Annotated in this window: 15 protein-coding genes; 6 read left to right on the top strand and 9 right to left on the bottom strand. The window is 35.7% G+C overall.

Annotation, left to right across the window (positions count from 1 at the left end; genetic code table 11):
* The first annotated feature begins 63 nt into the window (after window positions 1-63).
* Complete coding sequence (locus R2Q16_RS10530; RefSeq protein WP_316736920.1) at window positions 64-726, top strand: response regulator transcription factor; 663 nt, start codon at window positions 64-66, stop codon at window positions 724-726.
* Here R2Q16_RS10530 and R2Q16_RS10525 read toward each other — a convergent pair.
* From R2Q16_RS10525 to R2Q16_RS10505, 5 genes are all read right to left on the bottom strand, one after another.
* Window positions 723-956 carry a hypothetical protein gene (locus tag R2Q16_RS10525; protein WP_316736919.1) on the bottom strand — a complete coding sequence of 78 codons (234 nt, stop codon included), beginning with the start codon at window positions 954-956 and terminating at the stop codon, window positions 723-725. The genes R2Q16_RS10530 and R2Q16_RS10525 overlap by 4 nt on opposite strands.
* Window positions 957-1173: 217 nt before the next feature.
* The gene (uxuA, locus tag R2Q16_RS10520; RefSeq protein ID WP_316736918.1) at window positions 1174-2349 is read right to left on the bottom strand and encodes a mannonate dehydratase; all 1176 of its coding nucleotides are present in this window, start codon (window positions 2347-2349) and stop codon (window positions 1174-1176) included.
* A 3-nt stretch (window positions 2350-2352) separates the two neighbouring features.
* Window positions 2353-3174: an SDR family oxidoreductase gene (locus R2Q16_RS10515; protein WP_316736916.1), complete on the bottom strand. Its 822-nt coding sequence runs from the start codon at window positions 3172-3174 to the stop codon at window positions 2353-2355.
* 8 nt (window positions 3175-3182) lie between these two features.
* A complete protein-coding gene (locus R2Q16_RS10510) occupies window positions 3183-4661 on the bottom strand; it encodes a glycoside hydrolase family 30 protein (RefSeq protein WP_316736915.1) in 1479 nt (492 codons plus the stop codon).
* Window positions 4662-4744: 83 nt separating this feature from the next.
* Window positions 4745-6574, bottom strand: coding sequence for a glycoside hydrolase family 2 protein (locus R2Q16_RS10505; protein WP_316736913.1), 1830 nt, complete (start codon window positions 6572-6574; stop codon window positions 4745-4747).
* Between the two features lie 324 nt (window positions 6575-6898).
* Here R2Q16_RS10505 and R2Q16_RS10500 point away from each other — a divergent pair, with 324 nt between their 5' ends.
* The 5 genes from R2Q16_RS10500 (at window position 6899) to R2Q16_RS10480 (ending at window position 22058) form a co-directional block, all read left to right on the top strand.
* On the top strand, window positions 6899-7918 hold the full coding sequence (locus tag R2Q16_RS10500; RefSeq protein ID WP_316736912.1) for a LacI family DNA-binding transcriptional regulator: 1020 nt from the start codon (window positions 6899-6901) through the stop codon (window positions 7916-7918).
* 69 nt (window positions 7919-7987) lie between these two features.
* On the top strand, window positions 7988-8824 hold the full coding sequence (locus R2Q16_RS10495) for an MBL fold metallo-hydrolase (protein WP_316736911.1): 837 nt from the start codon (window positions 7988-7990) through the stop codon (window positions 8822-8824).
* A 616-nt stretch (window positions 8825-9440) separates the two neighbouring features.
* Window positions 9441-16040 carry a polyketide synthase gene (locus R2Q16_RS10490; protein ID WP_316736910.1) on the top strand — a complete coding sequence of 2200 codons (6600 nt, stop codon included), beginning with the start codon at window positions 9441-9443 and terminating at the stop codon, window positions 16038-16040.
* Between the two features lie 25 nt (window positions 16041-16065).
* Window positions 16066-21276, top strand: coding sequence for a non-ribosomal peptide synthetase (locus tag R2Q16_RS10485; RefSeq protein WP_316736908.1), 5211 nt, complete (start codon window positions 16066-16068; stop codon window positions 21274-21276).
* Between the two features lie 98 nt (window positions 21277-21374).
* On the top strand, window positions 21375-22058 hold the full coding sequence (locus R2Q16_RS10480) for a 4'-phosphopantetheinyl transferase family protein (RefSeq protein ID WP_316736906.1): 684 nt from the start codon (window positions 21375-21377) through the stop codon (window positions 22056-22058).
* Here the strand turns inward: R2Q16_RS10480 and R2Q16_RS10475 are convergent, their stop codons facing one another.
* Genes R2Q16_RS10475 through R2Q16_RS10460 form a run of 4 tightly spaced genes read right to left on the bottom strand, consistent with a single transcriptional unit; the run spans window position 22059 to window position 26038 of the window.
* On the bottom strand, window positions 22059-23225 hold the full coding sequence (locus R2Q16_RS10475) for a glycosyltransferase family 2 protein (protein ID WP_316736905.1): 1167 nt from the start codon (window positions 23223-23225) through the stop codon (window positions 22059-22061).
* 10 nt (window positions 23226-23235) lie between these two features.
* Window positions 23236-24150, bottom strand: a complete 915-nt coding sequence (locus R2Q16_RS10470; protein ID WP_316736904.1) for a glycosyltransferase family 2 protein — start codon at window positions 24148-24150, stop codon at window positions 23236-23238.
* A gap of 18 nt (window positions 24151-24168) precedes the next feature.
* Window positions 24169-24597, bottom strand: coding sequence for a hypothetical protein (locus tag R2Q16_RS10465; protein WP_316736903.1), 429 nt, complete (start codon window positions 24595-24597; stop codon window positions 24169-24171).
* 1 nt (window position 24598) lies between these two features.
* Window positions 24599-26038, bottom strand: a complete 1440-nt coding sequence (locus tag R2Q16_RS10460) for a GMC oxidoreductase (RefSeq protein ID WP_316736902.1) — start codon at window positions 26036-26038, stop codon at window positions 24599-24601.
* Window positions 26039-26044: the final 6 nt, after the last annotated feature.

Below are 26044 nucleotides of genomic sequence, written 5' to 3'. Positions count from 1 at the left end.
AAATGCAAAATTATAGTGTTTTGTTTAATTATTTTATATATTTATTCTACAAAATTTTAGCTTATGATATCTATTTCTATAGTTGAAGACCACGAAAAATATCGTGATGCTTTGGTTTCTGCCATTAACCAGAATAGGTTATTTAAAATCTGTAGTGTATATACTAATGCGGAAGATGCAATCGCAAATTTAAGCAAGCATGCGCCAGACATTGTGATACTGGATATTAAATTGAAATCGCTATCGGGAATAGATATTATAACCCAGACAAAGGCTCATTTACCATCAACACAGTTTTTGATGTGTACAGGATATCAAAACAATGAACATGTATTTAATGCCTTAAAGGCCGGTGCTTCCGGATATATTGTGAAAAGTGCAAGTCACTCTGAAATTCAAGATGCAATTATTGAGCTTTATAATGGGGGCGCACCTATGAGCCCATACATTGCAAGAAAAGTCATCAATATGCTGCATCAAAAAACCGATCTAAACAGGTTCGGCTTAAGCCAACGGGAGCTTGAAGTATTATCTTTGTTGAGTGAGGGGCTTTTGTATAAGGAAATTTCAGATAAATTAAACATCAGCCAAAATACGGTAAAGAACCATTGCAAGAACATATATAAGCGCCTTCATGTTCAAAATAAGATTGAAGCGCTAAATAAATTTTCACAATATAATCTGAGCAATCATTTAGGTGAGGAAAGCCTTACCGTTTCAAATTAAGCGTCTTCACCATTCCAAACATCATCATCGGCATGCTTAATTTCATCATGGCTGCCAGTTAGCGAATGAATTTCTTCATGATGGTAATTTCTTTCCGGATTTTCAGGAAGCATATCCTCATTATCTGTAGGATGTTTTCTTAAATGCTCGGGCTTTTTTACTTCCGGTAAATCATCGTGGATAACCGAGGGTTTTAAGATTTTCTTGGTAGGATTGTTATATGCTTTCATAATTATTTAAATTAACTGAACAAGCAAAATTTTGTTAGACTGAAATTATCTGCCTTATCCTTTATATTAACAAAGTTAAAGCTTAGGTGTTTCAAACATTAAGTTTTCTCGTCATTCCCGCAAAGGCGGGAATTCTAAAGCATCTACAAATCGCTTTAGGATTACCAATTAAATTGAGCATGACGACCGTTCATTTTAAAACAGTCGTTTTAAAAACTTAATAATTCCCGGTAACTCCGACTTCGAGACCACGCAATTCAGCCAAACCACGCAAACGCCCAATTGCAGAATAACCTGGATTGGTTTGTTTAGCTAAATCATCTAACATTTGGTGACCATGGTCGGGGCGGAAGGGAATCGATTTATCACGAAGTGCGTTTTCATCAGATAAGGCCTTCATAATTTCGTACATATTTACATCGCCGCCCAAATGGTCAGCCTCGTAGAAACTACCATCTTCATCTTTAGTTACATTGCGTAAATGTGCAAAATAAACCCTTTCCTTAACCACATCGAAGATTTCTAAAGCATTATTATCAACACCAGCGCCTAAAGAACCGGTACAAAAACATACACCATTAAAAGGTTTATCTACGTTTTGAAGAATATAATTAAAATCATCGATGGTACTGGCAATTCTTGGTAAACCCAAAATCGGGTAAGGCGGATCATCCGGATGTATCGTCATTCTAATCCCCTCGCTTTCGCAAACATCAGCGATAGCGGAAAGAAAATAAACTAAATTTTCTCTAAGGCCATTGAAACCAATTTTTTTGTATTCACTGATGCTGTTTCTAAGCGTTTCCAACTCGATTTCCTTTTCATTTGGAATGCCCATTAAAACATTAATTCTCAAATCATCAAGCTGCTGCTCATTTAAAGTTTTAAATTTTGCTTCGGCACGTTCTAAAACTGATTTCGGATAATCCGCATCTGCGCCTGCCCTTTTCAAAATATACAAATCGAAAACAGCTAAATCAATCCAGTTAAAATATAAAGCTTTAGAGCCATCGGTCATTTCTAAATCCAACTGCGTCCTGGTCCAATCCAACACAGGCATAAAGTTGTAGCATATAATTTTAATGCCACATTGCGCCAGATTTTTTAATGAAGTTTTATAATTTTCGATGTATTTATCGGCATCTGCCCTGCGGGTTTTAATGGCCTCATGTACCGGAACACTTTCGACCACCGACCAGGTCAAGCCTGCATTTTCAATAATGGCTTTGCGCTCCAGAATATCTTCTACAGGCCAGATTTCGCCATGCGGTACATGATGCAAGGCTGTAACAATTCCAGTTGCACCGGCTTGTTTAACATCTTGTAATGAAACCGGGTCGTTTGGACCATACCAACGCCAGGTTTGCTCTAATTTTTTATATTTTTTTTCCATAAATTATACTCCAGAATAAGCACAAAACCCACCATCAACCGTTAAACTTTCTCCATTAACAAATTTTGATGCATCGCTAAGCAGGTAAATCAAAGCGCCAATCAGTTCATCAGGATTTCCGAATCTTTTAAAAGGTGTTTTATAGATAATAGCCTCACCCCTGGCCGTTAAACTACCATCCTCATTTGTTAAAAGCTGGCGGTTTTGGTTGGTTATAAAAAAGCCGGGCACAATTGCATTCATGCGTAATTTTTCGCCATAACGATTGGCCAATTCTACAGCCATCCACTTTGTGTAACTTTCGATAGCAGATTTTGCTAATGAATAGCCCAAAACCCTTGTAATGACTTGAGCTGCTGAAACAGAAGAAATATTTACAATACTGCCGCCCTGTTTTGCAAGTGCTTTGCCGAATATTTGAGTGGGCAGAATTGTGCCGAATAAGTTCAAATCAAAAGCCTGCTTTAATGCATCAATATTCAATTCGAAAATATCTTTACCAGGTTGAACAACGGCCTCTGCTACATTTCCACCTGCAGCATTGACCAAGGCATCTATTTTCCCGAATTCTGCAATAATTTTAGCATTGGCATTGCGCAAATCTTCTTCATTAAGAACATCAGCGATGATGTAAATGGCCTTGCCCCCGTTTTTAGTAACCTCATCAACTCTTAAGCGAGCAACCTCTTCATTTCTGCCAACTACTACGATTGTTGCTCCGGCATCTGCAAGTCCATTTACGAATGCTTCACCTAAAACGCCCGTTGCCCCGGTTACCACGACAACTTTATCCTTAAGGGAAAATAAATTTAATTTTTCCGACATGATGCTGATTAATCAATTACTAATGTAGTGATGGAACGAGGCAAACTTGTAGTGGTTGCTGCCTGACCTTTAATCCACAAACTATATTTTAATTTTTCGTCGGACTGATTCATGACAACAACAGCAATTTTACCGTCTGTATTGATAAAGGCAGTCGTTTGTAATTTGTCGCGACTAGAAGCTGAACCAATTCTTTTTGCACCCGGGCGGATGAATTTAGAAAAATGTCCCATGTAGTAAAAAGCATTGGTATAAATCAATTTGTCGGATTTAGTATCGGCATGCACAGGTGCGAAGCAGAAATTCCCAACATGGTTCGGACCGCCATTTTCATCTAAAAGGATGTTCCAATCTGTCCAGGCAGCCGTTCCGCTATTGAAATCATTAATCATCGAATAGCCGTATCTTTCACCTAAAGTCCAGTCGTCTAATTTATTCACATCATATTTCTCTTTACAACCTTCAGTAAAAATTAATGCCTTATCAGGAAAAGCTTCGTGTGTTTGTTTTACATTTCCAAACTGCATTTCGCTACCCGTCCAGGTTTCATACCAATGAAAACCAATGCCCCAAACATATTTGGCGGCATCTTTATCATTTAAAATTGTAGTTGCTCTTTGAAATATTTGGTCACGGTTATGATCCCAGGCAATTAACTTTTTGGATGATAAACCAGATTTTTGCAAAGTTGGACCTAAGAAATTTTTAATAAAATCTCTTTCTTCTTCTGCCGTATATACACAAGATTCCCATTTTTGCTTGGCCATTGGTTCGTTTTGAACACTTAAGCCCCAAATTGGAATACCAATTGATTCGTAAGTTTTAATAAATTTCACATAGTGATTTGCCCAACTCTGGCGATAAGCCGGAAGCAAATGACCACCTTGTAGCATGCTGTTATTATCTTTCATCCAGGCTGGTGGCGACCACGGACTTACATATAGCGGCAATTTCCCGCCTGCAGCATTAATTGCCTTTCTAATTAAAGGAATTTTAAATTGCTCATCATGTGCTACACTGAAGGTTTTTAGTTCTTTATCATTATCCTGAACATAGGTATAACTACCGCTTGAAAAATCACAGCTAGCAATATTTGTGCGTGCTAAGGTATAGCCAATTCCGCTAGTTGGGTTGTAATATTTTTCTAATAGCTCTTCTTGATTTTTCTTTGAAAGCTTTGCAAACGTTTCTGCTGAAGCGTCTGTTAACGCACCCCCAATACCTACCAATGTTTGGAATTTTAGCGTTGGGTCTATAAAAATACAAGGCTCTGTTTCAAAGGGTTGCTTATTCGTAGTAAAACTTAAGGTTTCCGTTTTACGGATTCGATAATCAGAATTTTGAGCTGTAACGTAAACGGAAACTTTCTTATTTGCTGCACTGTAAGTTTGTGGTGCTTTGGCAATTTGTTTTGTTGCTTTTTTAGTTTGAGCTGTAGCAGAAAATGCTGTAGCCAAAATTAAAATTAAGCCTAGGTTATTTTTCATTTTATATTGCTGTTAATTATTTGGTTTTAAAAGGTCTGGTGTTACGACCGAATTACGGCGCCACCAATTTGGCTTAATTTTTTTTATTTATATTTTGCTTGCATTTGATCGTAAAATCCTTTCAAAACATAAAAAGCTTTCTTACGCTTTCCGGTTTCGCTAATTAAACCCTTTCTATTCCAAAAGTTTTGATAAACCGGGTGCTGTCTTCTTGGCGAGCGGAAATCAGCTAAAATCCATGGCGTCATTCCACGGAGGGCGGCAATTTTGCTCAGCATTGTAATTTGATTTTTATACAAGGCTTCCTGATATTCCTCACTCCAGCGGGTATTTTCATCAGCGTGAAAACCTGCTAAAGCGTCGCCACCAAATTCGGTTACCACCACAGGTTTTTTATATTTTATGTTGAAATCATATTTCGTGATTTCGCCAGGTGTACCACCAAAATACCAACCGGCGTATTCATTAAAACTTACCAAATCAATTTTCTCGCCTAAAGGGTCATTTAAAATCATGGTATTTCCTTCTCTATGAACTTCTAAAGCCGCAGCAATAAGTCTGGTATCGTCCAATGTTCTTGCGGTTTCGGCAAGGTTACTCATAAAATTCAAACGGGCATCACTTAAAGGCGTTTCATTTCCTATTGACCATACAATTACACTTGCTCTGTTTTTATCACGCAGAATTAAATCGGTTAGTTGTTGTTTGGCGTTTGCATAAGTAACCGGGTTTTCCCAACTAATGGTCCAATAAACCGGAACTTCTGCCCAAACCAACAAACCCATTTCATCAGCCAAACGAAGCATTTCTTCATTGTGCGGATAATGCGCCAGGCGGACGTAATTACAGTTTAAATCTTTTGCCCACTGCAACATCATACGCATATCGCCCTCACTTCTTAACCTTCCGGCAAGCAATGGGTTTTCATCGTGAAGGGAAATCCCTCTTAAAAAAACAGATTTTCCATTAAGCATAATACTATCACCCAGAACTTCTATCGTTCTGAAACCAATCTTATCTTCAATGGTTTCGTTTGCCGATTTTATGCTAACTGAATACAGTTTTGGATTTTCAGGCGACCAAAGATTTAGGTTATTCCAAACAAACTGGTCGGTGATTTTACCTTCATTATCGGTTTTATATTTTTTTTCGAGGTTGAGTTCCGGAATTGAAACCGAAACATCTTGTCCAGAAAATGAATCGGCAAGTTTTAAATTGAAGTTGATTAAATTTTTGCTCCCTTTTTCAAGCTGAAGCTTATAATCGCTAATAAAATGCTCGGGCAGTTCGGCTAGGTAAACATCCCGGGTAATGCCGCCGTAATTCCACCAATCGGTATTTACTGTTGGGATTTCATCTTGTTTACGCACATTATCTGCCTTCACAACCAAAGAATTATTTCCAGCTTTTAACTTTCCGGTCACATCAAACTGGAAAGGCGTAAAACCACCTTTGTGAACGCCTAATTTTTTCCCGTTTAGGTAAACATGGGCTTCGTAATTTACCGCAGCGAAATAAATTAAGTAACGCTTATTTTTCTCTGGTTGTGCATTGAATTTTTTACGCAACCACACGGTTCCTTCATAAAGTTCTAGTTTTTCGGATTGAGAATTCCAATCGCCGGGAACATTCATTTGCGGCGAACCATCAAAATTATATTCAATTAATTCTGATTTATCTTTTTGTTCCCTATCATCAAAGAAACCACCTGTTGCTGTTTTAGATTGGTCGAATGGTTGATGCCGATAATCGTAAAAACCATTTTCATATGGGTCTATAATGTAGTCCCATTTACCATTTAAGCTTTGAATTTTGCGGGCCTGAATGTTTTGAATGGAGTTTTGCTGGGCATAACTAACAATGTAAAAAAGCGAAAAGCAGATTAAAAGTACTCTAACTTTAAAATTTGGCATAATCAATTTAAATTTTACGAACTATCTTTTCCAAACAATGATAATTCTAAGGATAAAACAACAAATCTGTTAAAATCGGTGCATCCTATTACCGATATAGTAATCCGGATAAACTATTCAAATATATTGATTTATTATTTGTGGGGCTATTTACAGTCAAAGCAAATGGTTTTGGTTAGCTAAATTTTAATGAAAGCGAATGTAGAAAACCAAGTCATATAAAACCCAATGCCCGCTAAAAAAACACATTAAAATTTGATGTGATTGTGTTTCAAACGTTTGAAATAATTTACTTTTTTTCTTAACTATGCATAGCAGAAGGAAATGAAGATGAACAATAGCCCTATTACATTAAAATTTTTGGCTGAAAAGCTAAAAATGTCAGTTTCAACGGTATCAAAAGCATTAAATAATTATCCTACGATAAATGAATACACCAAAAAGCGTGTTCAGGAAATGGCGAAAGAACTTCATTTCACCCCAAATAAATCTGCAATAAATCTTAAAGAGCGTAAATCCAGAATTATTGGCATCATCTTACCCAACTTACTCGACCATTTTTTTACCAGAAGCATTTATGGTGTTGAGCAATTTGCAATGGAGAATGGCTATAATGTAATCATTGGGCAATCTCAGGATGATTTGGAAAAAGAAATTCAACTGGCCAACATGCTTTTAAAAAGTAGAGTTGATGGATTAATAGTTGCCATTTCAAAAAACACACAAGACTTTTCGCATTTCGACCAATTTGAAGGCATTGGTACGCCGGTTGTGTATTATACCCGCAACCCAAGTTTCAATTTAAAATGTCATAAAGTTTTAGGCGATACCTTTCAAGGCTGTTACCAGGCAACGAAATTTTTAATCGAAAGAGGCCATAAAAAAATAGCCTATCTGGGCGGCCCGAAAATGAATAATTTTACGCATGACCGATTTAATGGTTACATAAATGCATTAAAAGACCACAATGTTCCTTTTAATGCAGATTTTGTAGCTTATACCGATTTCGATAAAGAAAATACCATTTCCGCCATACAAAAATTATTCAAAGACAACGAAAACACACCAACAGCGCTGGTTGCTTTTAAGGAACCGATTTTATTTGATGCAATTAAATACCTCCGAAGCATTAACCATCCAAAAGTTAGTGAAATTGAATGTATTGGTTTTGGGAACAGTTCTTTCATCAATTACCTCGATTTACCTCCTATTGCCTCTATTGAAGAAAATCCTGAATCTGTAGGGGAAAATGCAATGAAGCTACTTCTAAAGCTAATTAACAAAGAAATCGATATTGAAAATTATCAAAAGATAATGGTTGCTTCTAAATTAGTGGTGCACTAAACTCCGTTAAATTTTCGGTGGATAAAATTCTTTGCCAGACATTTTAAATTGCCTTACCTTGCAAGGTAAATGGCATTATACTTTTCTTCTATAAATTCTGGCAGCAATGGAAATTGTTATTACATCGGCAACGAAACGGAAGCCGTATTAATCGATGTTGGCATTTCTTGTAAGGAACTTGAAAAAAGAATGTATAGGTTGGGGCTGGATGTTAGAAAAGTTAAAGCAATTTTCATCTCTCACGAACATAGCGACCATATTAAAGGGCTTGCAGTATTTTCCAAAAAATATAGCTTACCAGTATACATTACGCCGAATACTTTAATCAACAGCAGGTTGGTTTTAGATACAAATAGAACTTTTTCTTTCGTACACCAGCAAACGATAAAAGTTGGCAGCTTAAATATCCTGGCTTTTTCAAAACATCATGATGCTGCCGATCCTTTTAGTTTTACCATAGAATATAAGAATACCAGAGTTGGCGTTTTTACAGATATTGGTAGTGTTTGCGACAGGTTAATTACGCAGTTTAAAAGTTGCCACGCGGCATTTCTTGAAGCAAATTACGATACTCAAATGCTACAGAATGGAAGTTATCCATATCATTTAAAGCGAAGAATAACCAGCGGTAAAGGTCACCTTTCAAATGCAGAAGCTTTAAATCTATTTACAAAATATAAATCGGCTGGCATGAGCCATCTTTTATTAAGCCATTTATCAAAAGATAATAATTGTCCCGAATTAGTAGAGCAACTTTTTAAAGCCGTTGCAGATAAAACATTTGTTGCGGTTGCTTCACGTTATCACGAAAGTGAGGTTTATTTCGCAAGTAATGCGCTTTGCAGTGAAGAAAAATACAGTTTTAATCCCCTGCTCCACCAGCCCGAGCAACTTAATTTATTTTAAAAATACCAATATTTTAGTATTGTTTAACCGTTCCTATTTTAGGAGGTTTGTATTGTTACTAAATCAACGGGACGATTTAAATTAACGCATGAAAGAGATTAATTAATTTTAATCTCTTTTTTTAAAACAAATTATTTTGTTGTTGGTTATATATAAACTTCATAAATAGTTTGTTTGGTTTATTGGGGCTTATGGATTTAAGCCCCTTTCTCATTTGTACCAACATTAAACAATTATATTTTCATATATTTGGAATGTGCAAGTATTTGCATAACCAGATAAAAAACCGCAGTTAGCTTGATATACAAATAAACTAATTGTAAAAAATTACCCTATTTAAAGCAACTTAAACTGTAATTGATTAAGAAGCAAAAATTTAAGTCAACAACTCTCAAATCATGACTGAAAGCTCAAAAAAAAATGAGCATAGAAAAATAAACTTTTTTCATGCTCCGCCTTTAAAAGATTCCTCATTAAATCTTAATGATGTTTTGTGGTTAAAACCATGCTTAATTTTTACCCCCTTAACTCCTTAAAGTTTTACACTAATCTTAATCGTATTTAAAAGTTTTAGATATATATTTAATCCGTCATAACTAATTACCTGCACTCTACCATGAGTAACACAATAACAAATATATTTTCTAATCAGGTTCGAAACTACCCTGAGAGAATTGCTATTGTTTTCGAGAATACAAAAATCACATATAACGATTTAGATCAACTTTCTACCCGAATTGCAAACCACTTAATATCGTTTGGTATTGGTGCAAATAGTATCGTACCGGTTTGTTTAAACAAATCGGTTGATATGGCTATTGCAATATTGGCAATTTTAAAATCTGGTGCTGCATATGTTCCGATAGACCCGGAATTCCCTGCTAACAGGATAAAATTTATGCTGGAAGATACGGCTGCATCAGTTGTTATTTCAGATAATGTTTCATCTCACTTTTTAGCTGCTGCGCAGGATAAAATAATAATAAATGCATCTGATAATTGGACAGAATCTCTAAATTTTCCTGAACACCTAGATGTTTCAACGGTACAGCCTGAAAATCTGGCCTATATCATTTATACTTCCGGCTCTACTGGTAAACCTAAAGGTGTACTAATTAAGCATAGAAATCTTATTGATTACTTTGAGGGACTGGAAAAAAGCTTATCGATTTCAAAGTGCAATACATTTGCTATCGGCGCAACTTTGGCTACGGATTTAGGAAATACCATTCTATTCGGTGCGCTGTTATATGGCAAAACACTGCATCTATTTACTAAAGAAAATTTTAATAATGTAGATTACATTCATCATTATTTCAATGAACATGAAATAGATTTTCTGAAAATCGTACCCTCGCACTGGAAATCATTAAGTTTGAACGGACTGGAACTTCTCCCAAAAAAAATACTGATGTTTGGTGGAGAAGCGCTGTACACCTCTCTTATAAAGAAAATAATTGAAAACCCAGAACGATCTTATCAAATCGTAAACCATTATGGTCCTACTGAAACTACAATTGGAAAATTAATCCATTTAGTAAAAAAGGATATAGGTTATGGTCATATCATACCAATTGGAAAGGCGTTTACTGATGCCCGTTTACACATTTTAGACGAAAATGGCATTCCTGTACAAGATGGTTTACAGGGAGAATTACACATCGGTGGTTCGGGATTGGCTACTGGCTATTTGAACAGACCAGATTTAACCAATGAACGCTTTATTGCCGATACTATAAGTAATGATGGCAATGAAAGATTGTATAAAACCGGCGATTTAGTAAAAAAACTGGCAGATGGCAATATCGAATATCTTGGTAGAATTGATGACCAGGTAAAAATTAGAGGTTACCGTATTGAGTTAGGCGAGATTGAAAACATACTTCAAAAGGCGCCAAATGTTAAGCAAGGTGTTGTTTTAGCTAAAGATGCCGGAGAAGGCGACAAAAGATTAATTGCATATGTTGTAACCGAAGGTACTTATGATAAGAAAGCTATTATCAGCTTTCTGGAAAGCAAACTTCCATCATTTATGGTGCCGCAGTTATTGGTTCAGCTTAAGGAGATACCATTTACTTTAAATGGAAAAATTGATAAGAAAGCACTACCAGATCCGGATGCTTCTACTCTTTTAACAAATCAGTATTATGCTCCAAACTATGAAACAGAAACACAAATTTCTGAAATTTGGAAAGCGGTTTTAAATGTACAAAGAGTTGGTATTGAGGATAATTTCTTTGAGCTTGGAGGCAATTCCTTATTGGCGCAAAAATCTATAGCTTTATTGAAAGAACGCTTCGGTTTAGCACTACAAGTAACCAAAATATACCAATTCCCTAAAATTATAGATTTGGCTGCCTTTTTAGATGGCAGAAATAAAACCAGGAGCAACAAGAAAAAAACAACGCGTAGAAATAATTCTGATGTTGCTATAATTGGCATGTCTGGTCGTTTTCCGGGAGCTGATACCATCGAAGAACTTTGGAAAAATCTAAAAGAGGGTAAGGAAACCACACGCTTTTTTACTGATGACGAGCTTGACCCAAGCATTCCATCAAACGTAAAAAATGATGCTGACTATGTTAAAGCGAGAGGGATAATCGAAAATGTTGCCGATTTTGATGCTTCGTTTTTTGGCATAACGCCAAAATTAGCCGAACTGATGGATCCGCAGCAACGTATATTCCTAGAGATTGCCTGGGAAACCTTGGAAAAAACAGGTTATGTACCTGATAAATATGATGGCACAATTGGTGTTTTTGCCGGTGTAAGGGTAAATACTTATTACGCAAATAATGTTGTATCCAATTCAGAATTAATACAAAATGCCGGGAAATTTCAAGTGGTAACCGTTAATGATAAGGACTATGTAGCAACCAGAACAGCATATACCTTAAATCTTAAAGGTCCTGCTGTAAATGTTCAGTCGGCATGTTCAACTTCATTATTAGCAGTTGCACAAGCTGTACAAAGTATAAGAAGTGGACAATGCGAAATGGCATTAGCAGGTGGTGCAACCATTAATGCTCCAGTAAATGTTGGGCATTTATATGAAGAGGGTGCAATGCTGAGTAACGATGGGCATTGCAGGCCATTCGATGCCAAAGCGGAAGGTACTGTATTTAGTGACGGCGCAGGTGTTGTACTTTTGAAAGATAAAGAGGAAGCCATTAAAGATGGAGATGTAATTTTCGGCATCATTAAAGGCATCGGCATAAATAATGATGGCGGAAATAAAGGGAGCTTTACTGCCCCAAGCGCAGAAGGACAAGCCGCTGCAATTTCTATGGCAATTGAAGACGCAGGCGTTAATCCTGCCGATATAACTTATATCGAATCGCATGGAACAGCTACTCCATTGGGTGATCCAATAGAGATTGAAGGATTAAATATTGCATTCGGTAATCAAAATAAAAAACAATATTGTGCTATTGGTTCTGTTAAGAGCAACTTTGGCCATCTTACCTGTGCAGCTGGTGTTACCGGATTAATTAAAGCAAGTTTAGCCTTACACTACAAGCAAATTCCGGCTTCCATAAATTACGCAAAACCAAACCCAAACATCGACTTCGAGAACAGTCCCTTTGTCGTTAATTCAACATTTAAAGATTGGGATATTGATGGCAAAAGAATTGCTGGCGTTAGTTCTTTCGGCGTGGGTGGTACAAATGTTCATGTTGTTTTAGAAGAATATGAAAATGTAGAAAAGTTAAGTTCCGAATCAAAATCGCTTCAACTTTTAACCTGGTCGGCCAAGAATGAAAAGAGTTTGAATAATTATGGTCAAAAACTCAGCGATTATTTTAAACAACCTAAAGATAATGCTTTTGCTGATGTAGCTTATACTTTAAACAATTTCAAACATAATTTTAATCACAGAAGTTTCGCTGTTGCAAAAGATGGTATTGAATTCATTGAACAGATTAATAATGCTTCAGGATTAATTAATCAAACGAAAAAAAATACAAAAACCATTAGAGAAGTGGTCTTCATGTTCCCAGGTCAGGGTTCCCAATTCCTGAACATGGGAAAAGCATTATATGAAAATGAATCCATCTTTAGAAATGCAATGGATGAATGTAATGCTTTGTTAAAACTTGAAATAAATGAAGATTTGCTATCGATTATTTACCCGGAGGAAGTTAGTGATGCTGCAGAAAACAAGCTAAAAAACACAAAGTATAGCCAACCTGCCCTATTTATGTTAGGTTATTCTTTAGCAAAACTGTGGATGAGTTGGGGTGTTTATCCTTCTGCATTTATTGGGCACAGCATCGGAGAATTTGTTGCGGCATACTTTGCAGGCATACTAAACCTTCAGGATGCTTTGAAAATTATCTCGACAAGAGGTAGATTAATGAGTGAACTACCTGGTGGTAGTATGCTTTCGGTTAGAGCAAAACTTGAAGATATCCAGAACATATTACCAAAGAAAATTTCTGTAGCTGCAATTAATTCTGCTGAGTTATTAGTTTTAGCAGGTGAAACTTCTGCTGTCGACTCATTTTCTGAAAAATTAAATGAATTAGAGATTCCAAACAAATTATTACAAACCAGCCACGCTTTTCATTCGTCTATGATGGATGCTGTTGTTGAGCTTTTTAAAGAATCTTTAAAAGAAATTAAGTTAAACAAACCATCAATTGCAATATATTCAACTGTAACAGGTACAATATTAACCGACGAAAATGCAGTTGATGTTGGCTATTGGGCAAATCACTTAAGAGCAACTGTTAATTTCGAAAAGGCTGCTAAAAAGCTTATTGAAGAAAATGGTGAAAAAGCATTTATTGAAATTGGCCCTGGTAATGCAACAAGCACTTTTATCCGCCAGCAACCTTTACAAAAAAATGGTGTAATTATTACTTCATTAGATTTCCCTAAAACAAATCAAACAGCGTATCACTCTATTTTAAAAGCAGTTGGTAACTTATGGCTTAACGGATTTGATTTTAATTGGACGCTTTTTTATCGCGAAGAGGATAGAATTAAAGTTTACGATTTGCCTACCTACGCCTTTAACAAATCGCGTCATTGGGTAGAGCCAATTCAATTTACAAATGTGAGTACAAATACAACCATCCCTTATATACAAAACACTAATATTGAACAAAATAAACCTTTACCAATAATGAGAAAGCAGGCATTGATTAAGCAAGTGAAAGATATTTTGGAAGATGCATCAGGCATTGAAATGAATAATGCTACTCCAGATATGACCTTTATAGAAATTGGTTTAGATTCATTATTACTCACTCAGGTTGCACTAATTTTAAAGAAACAATTTTCTTTACCAATCACATTTAGGCAATTGAACGAGGAGTTTGGCACATTAGATTTGCTTACAAATTATCTTGATGCGAACCTACCAGCGGATGCGATAACAGTTGCACCAGAACAACCTGCCCAATTGCAAACTCAAAGTTTTCAAAACCATAATCCTGTTTCATTTAATCAACCCATTTCAAATAATACAATTGTTAATGGTTCTGCTTTGGATTTAATTGGCCAGCAACTACAACTTTTGGGTATGCAGATTTCTCTATTGCAAAATAACCAAAGTCAGGTTGTTCAAAATAATATTCAGCCAAATGTTGTGGCACAGGCACCAAAGCCAAGTGCACCAGCCGAAGTTAAACCAACATCAGATTTAACGCCTGAAGAGGAAATCGAAATTAAAAAACCTTTCGGTGCCGCAGCTAGAATTGAAAAGCAATCGGCTGCCTTAAATGATACGCAAGCTAAATATTTGGCTGATTTGACTAAAAGGTATAACGAGAAAACGAAGTCAAGTAAAAGCTACACACAAGAACATCGTCCGCACATGGCCGACCCAAGGGTTGTGTCAGGTTTTAAGCCTGCAACAAAGGAACTTGTTTATTCGATTGTTATCAATAAATCGAAAGGAAGTCGTGTTTGGGATATCGATGGTAACGAATATATCGATGCGTTGAACGGTTTTGGTTCAAATATGTTGGGTTACCAGCCAGATGTAATTAAAAATGCATTAATCGACCAAATTGAGAAAGGCTATGAAATTGGCCCTCAGCATGAGCTTGCGGGTGAAGTTTCCAAATTAATTTGCGAGTTTACTAATTTTGATAGAGCTGGGTTATGCAATACAGGCTCTGAAGCCGTTTTAGGCGCAATGCGTATAGCCCGTACGGTTACCGGACGTTCTACAATCGTTGCTTTTACAGGTTCTTATCATGGTATTACCGATGAGGTAATTGTTAGAGGAAGTAAAAAATTAAAAACCTTCCCTGCAGCACCGGGTATTATGCCAGAGGCGGTTCAAAACATGCTGATTTTAGATTATGGCACTGAAGAATCTTTAAGAATTATCGAAGAGAGAGCGAATGAAATAGCTGCCGTTTTAGTAGAGCCGGTTCAAAGCCGTAGAGCAGATTTCCAACCTATAGATTTCCTAAAAAAACTAAGAAAAATAACTGAAGACGCTGAAACTGTATTAATTTTTGATGAGGTAATCTCCGGCTTTAGATTTCATCCGGCAGGCGTACAAGGTTTATTTGGCATACAGGCCGATTTAGGCACATATGGAAAAGTTGCCGGAGGTGGTATTTCTATCGGAATTATCGCTGGTAAAAAGAAATATATGGATGCACTTGATGGCGGTTTTTGGCAATTTGGTGACGATTCCATTCCAGAAGTTGGAGTTACTTATTTCGCAGGAACTTTTGTTAGGCATCCCCTAGCCTTGGCAACCGCTAAAGCATCTTTAAATTATCTTAAAGAAATGGGTCCTCAGCTGCAAGAAAATTTAAATGCAAATGGAACTTATATTGCAAATACAATTAATGCGCTTTGCAGACGATTAAATGTACCTATGTACGTTGCACAATTTGGATCGTTGTGGAGAATAAAATTTATTGAGGAATATCCTTACACCGAATTATTTTTTACACTGATGCGCCTAAAAGGCATCCATGTTTTAGAGGGTTTTGCCTGCTTTTTAACAACTGCACATTCAAATAGCGACATCAATCAAATTGTTAAATGCTTTGAAGAAAGTTTAATTGAATTAAGAGAAGTTGGATTTATTCCTGAATATATTCATCCAGAACAGGAAAATGTTTTGGAAGACTTAAATCAACCACCAGCTCCAAATGCAAGGTTAGGAAAAGACAAAGATGGTAACCCGGCCTGGTTTGTAAAAGATGAAACAAACCCAGGTAAATACCTTCAAGTAAATTAATCTCCCAGAATAAAAACAAAACATTATGCCAAGCTTTACTCCAGTTGATTTTGACCCGTTTGGGGAGGTAAAGAGAATTGAAAAAATTACTGCCACGAATGAGCCGCAAAGAGAAATTTGGCTCTCTTGCATTATTGGTGGTGTGGATGCAAATCTATCCTATAATGAATCTGTTTCGCTTGAAATTAAAGGTGAATTAGATTTTGATGCTCTTAGCAAAGCGATACAAGACCTAGTTTTACGCCATGAGGCATTACGTTCAACCATCAGTCCGAATGGAGAATCGCTAATAATTTATAAAGACTTACCAGTTGATTTTAATTTAGTCGACATCTGTAATTTAGATGCATCTGCGCAAAAAGCATATTTAAAATCTTTTGTTAGAGAGGCTCTTGATAATCCACTTGATTTATATGAAGGACCACTTTTTAAAGTTTATTTACATAAATTAAATTCTACTGAACACTTTTTTACCATCGTTAAACACCATGCCATAGGCGATGGTTGGTCTACAGGTGTGATATTGGAAGATTTAAGTAAAATGTATAACGCTTACAGCAAAGGCGAAACATTGGTTTTAAATCGCCCTGCACAAATAAGTGATTATGCATTAGCTCAAGCTAAATTCAAAAAATCTGCTGATTTTATCGAAACTGAAAATTTCTGGCTTGATGTTTTTAAGGATAACGTTCCGGTAGTAGATTTACAAACAGATTATCCTCGTCAATCGCCCAGAACTTACAAGGGAAACCGCATCGACTATCCCCTATCAAAAGATTTTGTGAATCAAATCAAAGCCATTGGAGCTAAGGCGGGCTGTAGTTTGGTTACTACGTTGCTTTCTGCGTTTGAGGTTTTCCTATATCAAAAAACCAGTCAAAAAGATATCGTTGTAGGTCTACCGTCATCGGGTCAGTCGGCTACAGAATTATACGATTTGGTTGGTCACTGTGTTAATTTGCTTCCATTAAAAACCACCATCAATACTGAAAAATCCTTTTTTGATTATTTAAAGAAACGCAAGGGCGAAGTTTTGGATGCTTATGATCATCAAAGGTTAACTTTTGGCGAACTAATTAAAAAGCTATACATCCCAAGAGACCCATCGCGAATTACTTTAGTTCCGGTAGTTTTTAACATTGATATGGGCATGGATAATTCCGTTCGGTTTGATGGACTGGATTACAAACTTATCAGTAACCCAAGGGCTTATGAAAATTTCGAGATATTCTTAAATGCAACCGGTTCAAAAGATGGATTAATATTAGAATGGTCTTACAATTCGGGGCTTTTTAAAGCAGAAACGATTGAAACATTCAACAAAGAATTTAATCAGCTTTTAGAAAAAATTGTTGCTAATTCAACTTCGAGTATTGCAGAACTTACCGGAAAACAAAGTGTTTACATTGAACCTGCTGAAGAAGTTTTTATCGATGAAAATGAAACGGTTAATACATTAATTGCACAAGCCGTAGCAACGTACTCAGCTAAAACAGCTTTAAGTTTTAATCACATAAAACTTAGCTATAAACAGCTTGATGAGCAAGTTAATCAGCTTGCGGCTTATCTTCATGAAAAAGGAATAACAACCGGTGATATTGTCGCAATCTCTATGGAACGCTCTACAGAAATGTTAATTTCTTTATTGGCGATACTTAAAACCGGTGCTACATATTTACCACTAGATCCTGAATATCCATTAGATAGAATAGAATTCATGCTTGAAGATTCAGCAGCTAAAATGCTTCTGGTTTCTGACGAATTCAAAAATAAATACCAAAGTAAAGCAGAAGAAATTGCCATTAATAAAGTTTGGCCAAATCTTCAATCTTATTCAAAAAGCTTTCAAAATAAGGAGATTAAAGGAAGCGATTTAGCCTATATTCTGTACACTTCTGGTTCTACCGGCAAACCGAAAGGTGTTAAAATTACGCATCGTAATTTGGCAAATTTTCTAATTAGTATGAGGACTTTGCCTGGTATCAAGGAAACCGACAGATTACTCGCCATCACTACTATATCATTTGATATTGCTGGTTTAGAGCTTTATTTACCATTAATTTCGGGTGCAGAATTGGTTTTGGCAAGCACTGAAGCCACGAAGGATGGTCGTATTCTCTTACAACTTTTGGAAGATGAGCAGATCAGCATTATGCAAGCCACACCATCAACCTGGCAGATGATACTGGATTCGGGATGGAATACAAGGTTCAATCTAAAAATACTTTCTGGTGGAGAAGCCTTACCTAAAGATTTAGCTACGAAGTTACTCAGCTTATCAACCGAGCTTTGGAATATGTATGGCCCTACCGAAACCACAATTTGGTCAACCATTAAGAAAATTAAGGCTGATAATAAAGTTTTATCAATCGGCCACCCAATAAATAATACCCAAGTCTATATTATAGATGAGAACGGAAAAGCCTTGCCAGATAATGAAATTGGAGAGATTTACATTGGTGGAGATGGCGTTGCCGAAGGCTATCTAAACAGAGCTGATTTAACTTCTGAAAAATTTGTTGCCGATACATTTAGCAATAAATCTGGCAAAACGGTTTATAGAACAGGTGATTTGGGTAAAGTGCTCGATAATGGAGAAATTCAGTGTTTAGGACGAATAGATCATCAGGTAAAAATTCGTGGACATAGAATTGAACTAGGAGAAATTGAATCTATTATTTCAAAACAAGATGGTGTAAAACAAGCGGTAGTTTTGGCTCGTGAAGATGTACCAATGGATAAACGCTTAATTGCTTACATTACACTTGAAGATAGAAAAGGACTTACAAACGAGCATCCATCCTGGCGGGAGCACTGGGATACTATTTATACAACTGGTGCAGAAGATAAAAAAGATCTTGATATTTCTGAACAAAATATTGATGGTACACTATTAGAAAATTTAGAGAATAGTGAAGAACTAAAAAAACAACTTGCTGAGTGGCTTGAAACATCAGTAAGTAGAATAAAGGAGCAAAAAGCTCAGCGAATTTATGAAATTGGTAGCGGCGCAGGACAAATATTGTATGAATTAGCGCCTGAAACTGAATACTATATCGCTACAGATTATGCTCAGGCTGCAATAGATAACATTAACCTGCACATAAATGCTGAACCTGAAAAATGGAACAATGTAAAAGCATTCGCAACCCCGGCAGATGATTTTTCGGCTATTGGAGACACACCTGTTGATTTAGTGTTGATTCATAGTGTTGCGCAATATTTTGCAAATGCTGATTACCTTTTGGATGTTATTAAACAATCTATCAAATCAATTACTAATGGTGGTTGCATTTTTATTGGTGATATGCAAGGCAAAAATTCTTTGCAGATGTGCCATGCTATAGATCATTTACCAAGAGATGCTGATTCAAACACGATTGAGATATTCAAGGAAATTGTAGATAACAGAATTAGAATTGAGGAAGAGTTTGTTGCAGACCCGGCATTTTTCTATGCATTACCTAAACTTTTTCCAGAAATAAGTGGTGTTGATGTCCAGTTAAGGAGAGGCCATTCTATAAATGAAACTACTAAATACCATTACGACGTTTGGCTTTATGTAAATCAAGCAGTAAAAACTGTTAAATCTGATTTAACAAAAAATTGGGATGAGGTTAAACAACTTACTGAGCTTGAGCAAATTTTAACTCAAAACCTGAGCTCTGTTATCGAAATTAAGAACATTTTAAATTCCAGAACTGCAAAAGATTTAACGCTTCTAAAATTAATGGATTTTGCTGACCCAGAAATGCTTATTTCAGAAGTAAAATCGAAAATAGCATCGGTAAATGAAGGTTTGCATCCTAATTTATTTTGGGATTTGGGAAATAAATTGAATTACAACGCACATGTAAGATGGACAACCGATGGAACTGACGGTCTTTTTGATGTGATTTTCATTCCTAAATCTGAGAATTTAATTATTCCAGAATTTGCATCTCCTGAGGAATTAAAGAAAAATATTTACGAGTTTGCCAGAACACCAATATCTGGCAACGAAATTCACCTTTCAAAAGAAATTGTTGAAACCTGGAAAATTAATTTGAACGAACATTTGCCAGCATACATGATTCCGGAAGAATTTATTGCATTAAAGAGTTTTCCTTTAACACCTAATGCAAAAATTGATAGAAAAGCTTTACCAAAACCAGCTTTAAGAAAAATTGCAAAAAATACGGAATCAACGTCAAGAACACTTTCAATAAATGAAATCTTAGTTTCAGATATCTGGAAAGAGATTTTAGGCATTGATAACTTGAAAGCTGATGATGATTTCTTTGAATTAGGTGGACACTCTTTGTTGGCTGTAAAAGTTATGGTTGCCATCGAAAAATCGACAGGTAAAAGACTTCCTTTAGCTACGCTCTTCAATAATTCTACCATTGAGAAACTAGCAAGGCAACTCTCAGATGAAAAACCTGAATTTTGTTGGGATGCCTTGGTGCCTATAAAAACAAAAGGGAGCAAAACGCCTATATTTTTAATTCATGGTGGTGGTTTAAACATTTTGCTGTTTAAATCAATCAGCAATTATTTTGATGATGATCAACCTGTTTACGGCTTGCAAGCTTTGGGTTTAAATCATCCAACGGATGTACCACAAACTATGAATGAGATTGCCAAACGCTATGTTAAAGAAATTCTAGAAGTTTACCCAAATGGCCCATATGCGATTGCAGGATATTCTTTAGGTGGCTTTATCGCCTTTGAAATTGCCAAGGAACTGAAATCATTAGGCAAGGAAATTAAATTATTGGGTGTTATGGATACTTATGCAGGAAATAACGAAATAATTGAAGATAAGGCTAATCATTTGTTTAAAAAAGTTAAACGTCAGTTCCATAAAGTGCCATTTTTCGCAAAATCTTTCATAAATAATCCGAAAGAGGCTATGGAATATCAGTTAGCAGTTACGAAAAACAGAATTGAGAAAATTAAGACCAATAATGTAGTAACTAAAGATGTTTTAACGGAATATGAAGCTGAAATTTACAAAAACTATAATACCGCACACAACAATTATTTATTGGAGCCAGCAGATTTAAAAGTAACTTTATTCAGAGTAGCTAAGAGATTATATTATCTTGATGATTTGGTGTATTTAGGTTGGGGTAAATTTGCTAAACAAGGCGTTGAGGTACACGAAATACCTGGCGACCATAAAACATTTTTATTTCCACCAAACGATAAAGCATTTGCCGAAATACTTCAGAAAAAGCTTAATTCTATATAGTTTACCATTATACATCCATCATTTGAAACACTAAGTAATCTTTTTATTAATTAAAGATTGCTTAGTATTTTACACTTAAAATTTAATATTGCCAGTAGATGCAGAATTTTGTTAGCAATATAATTTGGGAAACAGCCAATTGGAAATGGGATTTGAATAAAATACACGTTTTCAAAATTAATGTAGCTGAGAAATTTAAAGATATTTCTACCGAGTACAATGCTATTTTATCGGATGCTGAACTTTTAAAATCATCTAAATATCTTCACAACAACGATAAAGAAAGATACATAACAAGCAAATATTTTTTAAGATTAATACTTGCCCAATTCACGGAGATTGCACCCACAGATTTGGAATTTAGCTTCCATAACAATAAAAAACCCAAATTAAATGGAATTGAATTTAATGTTTCGCATAGCGGAAATTTAATTTTGATAACAATTAGCAGCAAACCAATAGGAGTTGATATTGAATCCATTAACAGAGCTTTTGATTTTGAATCGTTATTGGAAATCTGTTTTCATCCGGAGGAAATAAAATATTTATCAAATAATAATCTTGATACCTTTTACACTTTCTGGACTAGAAAAGAGGCACTTTTAAAAGCCACCGGCGAAGGTTTAATTGACAATTTAGAATCTATAGATACCACTAAGAAATCGGACTTACGCAAGAATTATAATTACTATTGGAAAACTTTTTCTCTTGAAGAAAATTACATCGCAAGCATTGCATATCAGCCAACTGAAGAAGATCAATTTAAATTTTGGCAGATTTAATTACTTTCTTTTAGATTTTTCCCAAGCTGCACTTTGGTTTTTTCCAAGGTATCTAAAAATCCCGGCGATAACCGCATAGTTCATCACACAGAAATAATAAGGGATAAAAAACACCTTTATTTTAATGTTTTTGCTTTCAAAAAACCAACCGGCTAAACTTAGTATATAAAATAGAATTTGTGCTATCAACAGCCCTTTGTAAAGCAATAAACCTGTTTGTGCAACAATGAATATGTTTAACAGAAATGCTGCGATTAACAAGAATGGCGTAACCGTCCATCTTAATACTCTATGGGAAATGTATTGGAAAGTTAGAATAGGGTAGTAAAAAGGATTAGCCGCCTTTTTTAACCTCAATGTAGATTGTAATCCGCCAGCTGCAATTCTAATTTTGCGTTTTAATTCTTCTTTTGTGTTGGCTGATGCCGTTTCCATTGCGTAAGCTTCAGCTTCGTATGCGATTATATAGCCATTCTCGGCAATCCTCATGGCAATCATATGGTCGTCAATAATTGAATCTGATTCAACAGGTTGATACAATTTCGCCCGAATACTAAAGAGCTCTCCCGCGGCGCCAACGTTCGAATATAATTCATAATCCCACTTTTTAAGGTAAGACTCGTATTTCCAGTAAAACCCCTCGCCAGCCGAGCTTGCATCTGCAAGTTCTTCAACCATAATGCGCTTTTCTCCGGCTACCGCTCCAACTTTTTCATTTTGGTAATGTTTTACCAGCGCTTTAATTGCCTGCTGATTTAAAAAAGTATTCGCATCAGTAAAAACAATAATATCATTTAATACCTGCGGAATAGCTCGTTTAATTGCAGCCATTTTACCTGTTCTGGCATTTTCATGCATTAACTGTATTTGGCTGTATGGCTTAATTTTATCAGGTGTTGCATCAGATGAGCCATCCGTAATAAATATAATTTGTAATTTTTCCTTTGGATAATCTAATTCAAGTGTGTTCTTTATTTTTTCTTCGATAATATCGGCTTCATTATATGCAGCAACTAAAATTGTAACTGTTGGTAGTTCGGCATCATTGCTAAACACTTTCTTTTTAACAAAAAGCTTCTTAATTCTAACTAAAAAAAAGAGCAGAAAACCATACCCTACGAAAGTATAAACAACAATAAATATTGAAATCCAGAAAGTTATAATCATTGATAGAAATTTAAATTTTAATACCGAGCGTTTTGCTGTCTGTTTTATTTGTGAAATTCCAGACTAAACCTTTAAAAACCCATTTTACAAGGTCTTTTCTTCCTTTAAGAAGATAAGTTATAATTCGCTTGCTACAGGCTATAAAAATATAATAAATGCTAAACAAAAAGGTATTTAAAAACCCAGTATTTCTACGGATGAAGAGCATTCTGTTTCTTGTCATGAAGTAAGTTTTGATAACGCTTTCTTTACCAACACTCATAGATTCTTTATGGTAAATTTTAGTTTGGCCAGTAAACCATATTTTTTTACCCGATTTTTTGAATTTTTCGCACCAATCTAATTCTTCGTAATAAAGGAAAAATTCATCGGCCATTAAACCTGCAGTTTGTAAATCACTTCTGCGGCACATCATCGCTGCACCGTGGCAGAAACCTGTGGCTCTGCTATCATTATCAAATTGTCCGGTATTTGTTTCCATACTACCGATTCCAGAATTTCTACAGGTTAGATAATTCATTTCAGTAAAACCTGCGTACTGGATAACATTTGGTTCATCGTAATATAAAATAAGTGGAGAAAGCAGCCCAATTTCGGAGTTTTGTTCCAGCTCGCTAACCATTGTATCGATAAAACCTTCCGTTATTTCGGTATCATTATTTAATAACAGAAGATAATCGCCCGTAGCTACAGAAATGCCCAAATTATTACCGCCTGCAAAACCTAAATTCTTATCAGAACGGATATACTTTAAGGCTGGAAATATTGATTTGTATTCTGCTTCATGTTGCAGAACGCTCCCATTATCAACAAAGATTAATTCAACTTTATAATGATTTGAAGGATGCGATAAAACAGACTTTAAAAAATCTATGTTAACCTGATGCTGGTTAAAATTAACTGTTATTATCGATACCGAATTCATGTATTTTGAAAAAAGTGATTATGGATTTGCAACTAAGTTAGGTGGATAGAGTGTATAAGCAAAGGGATTTGGTACCGGACTTTTATACGGACTATAAAAACCTAAGTATTTAACGGGTTTACTTTCGTCCATTTTATTGATAAAAAAATCAGTAGATAGTAGAAAATATTTAATAAGCTCTTTAAGCATATTTGATTTTTCCCAGTTTAACTTTAGATAATACATGGTTTTCCATTTCATTCTTGTTACCGCGTCATTACTGTTGTGAAAGTAATCATTTACATATTGCTCAACAATTCCATTTTCTAGTTTTAAATAATTTAGCTCTCTTTTAATTAGCAATACTGCATATTTACTAACGGAACCGCTAATGTAATAGATGGATGTTGGTATTAATAAACTCCCGGCGGCAATGCCTGCAAACGTTAAAAACTTTCTTCTTTTCATATTAAAAAGATTTATCAGCGGCATACAACGACATGGCCGAAAGCGTTAAGGTTGGATTAGATGCACTATAAGTTGTAAATGCACCAGCGCCCAGTACAAACAGGTTTCTAAACTTATGATGAATCATATTTTTATCCACAACGCCCAAGTTAGGGTCTGAACTCATTCTGGTTCCACCAATAATATGCCCTTCATTAGGAAATGGAGATAGATATTCCAATTTCTCTACTGGTAAACAAGAAAGTATTGATGGTAATTTTTGCTTCATATTCTCAATGGCCCTCAATGTGTAAGGCGATCTTTCCACATGGTGAACATCTGGTACTAGTTTATTAGAAGTGTTACTGACATGGTTTACATCTAAAGGAACATCTTCAAATAACAATCTTATACTCGCAATATTTAGGTATTTACCTCTTTCTAACCGAATGTAATATGGTGCATTACTTACTTCCATTAAACAAGCGGCAAAATCTTTTCGATGTTCGCCATCATAAAGCATATAACCGTTTGCGTTTACCCAGGTGCTTCCGCCCACATTACTCATGCCATCCAAATAAATTAGTACCTGCATGCCAAGCTGTTCACCAACACCCTTTCCAAGCATTCGAGTTTTATCACCTGCGTTTAATAATATGTTAGAATTGAAAAACGGGTTTGCGCCAAGTGCAACAACCTCACCAGATACAGTTTGCTCTTTTCCATCCTGAATAAAACATACTTTTTTTACTACATCATTATCGATAATAAGATTGTGAACTTGCGCACCGTAAACCAACTCGACACGTTCATCATTATAAACACCAATGTTGGAGTTTTCTATAGTAAATTTTGCATTAACAGGGCAGGTATCGCAAGTGCTCGAAGTCATGCATCTGTTTCTACCAACTGTTGCCCTACTTGCTCTAGCCGTTGGCTGGCTAATATATTGATTACCGTAGGTTTTATGTAAAACTTTATCAACCAAACTAAATTCATGTGCAGGTAATGGATAACTTCCATTTCTGGGGAATGGGGTACCTTCCGGACCCGATACATGCATCAAATCTTCAGTTTCATAATAGTAAGGATCTAAATCATCGTAATCAATTGGCCAATCTTGTTCTATACCATACAGAGATTTCATTTTAAAATCTGACGGCATGAAGCGAGGTGTACAACCCCACCAGCAATTAGAACAGCCGCCCAAGCCCGTTGTAAAAGGCCATTTTTTATACGGGCTTATATTATTTATAGCCTTTTCCCAAGGTTCTTCAAATTTTTGATATTCAGATTTTTCGCCACGCTTGGCTTTAAGCCTTTCATCATGTGGATAAAAATGACCTCGCTCCAAAACAAGAACTTTTTTATCTCCAGATGCTTTAGATAAGTATTTTTTAAGAAAAAAAGTAGAGGCAAAACCAGTACCAACAACAACTAAATCATAGGAATCTCTCTTCATTGCTTA

The sequence above is a fragment of the Pedobacter aquatilis genome, from assembly GCF_032678425.1.
Classification (GTDB): Bacteria; Bacteroidota; Bacteroidia; order Sphingobacteriales; family Sphingobacteriaceae; genus Pedobacter; species Pedobacter aquatilis_B.
Note: the sequence above shows the minus strand (reverse complement) of the source record. Positions and strands in the feature narration are given on the sequence as shown.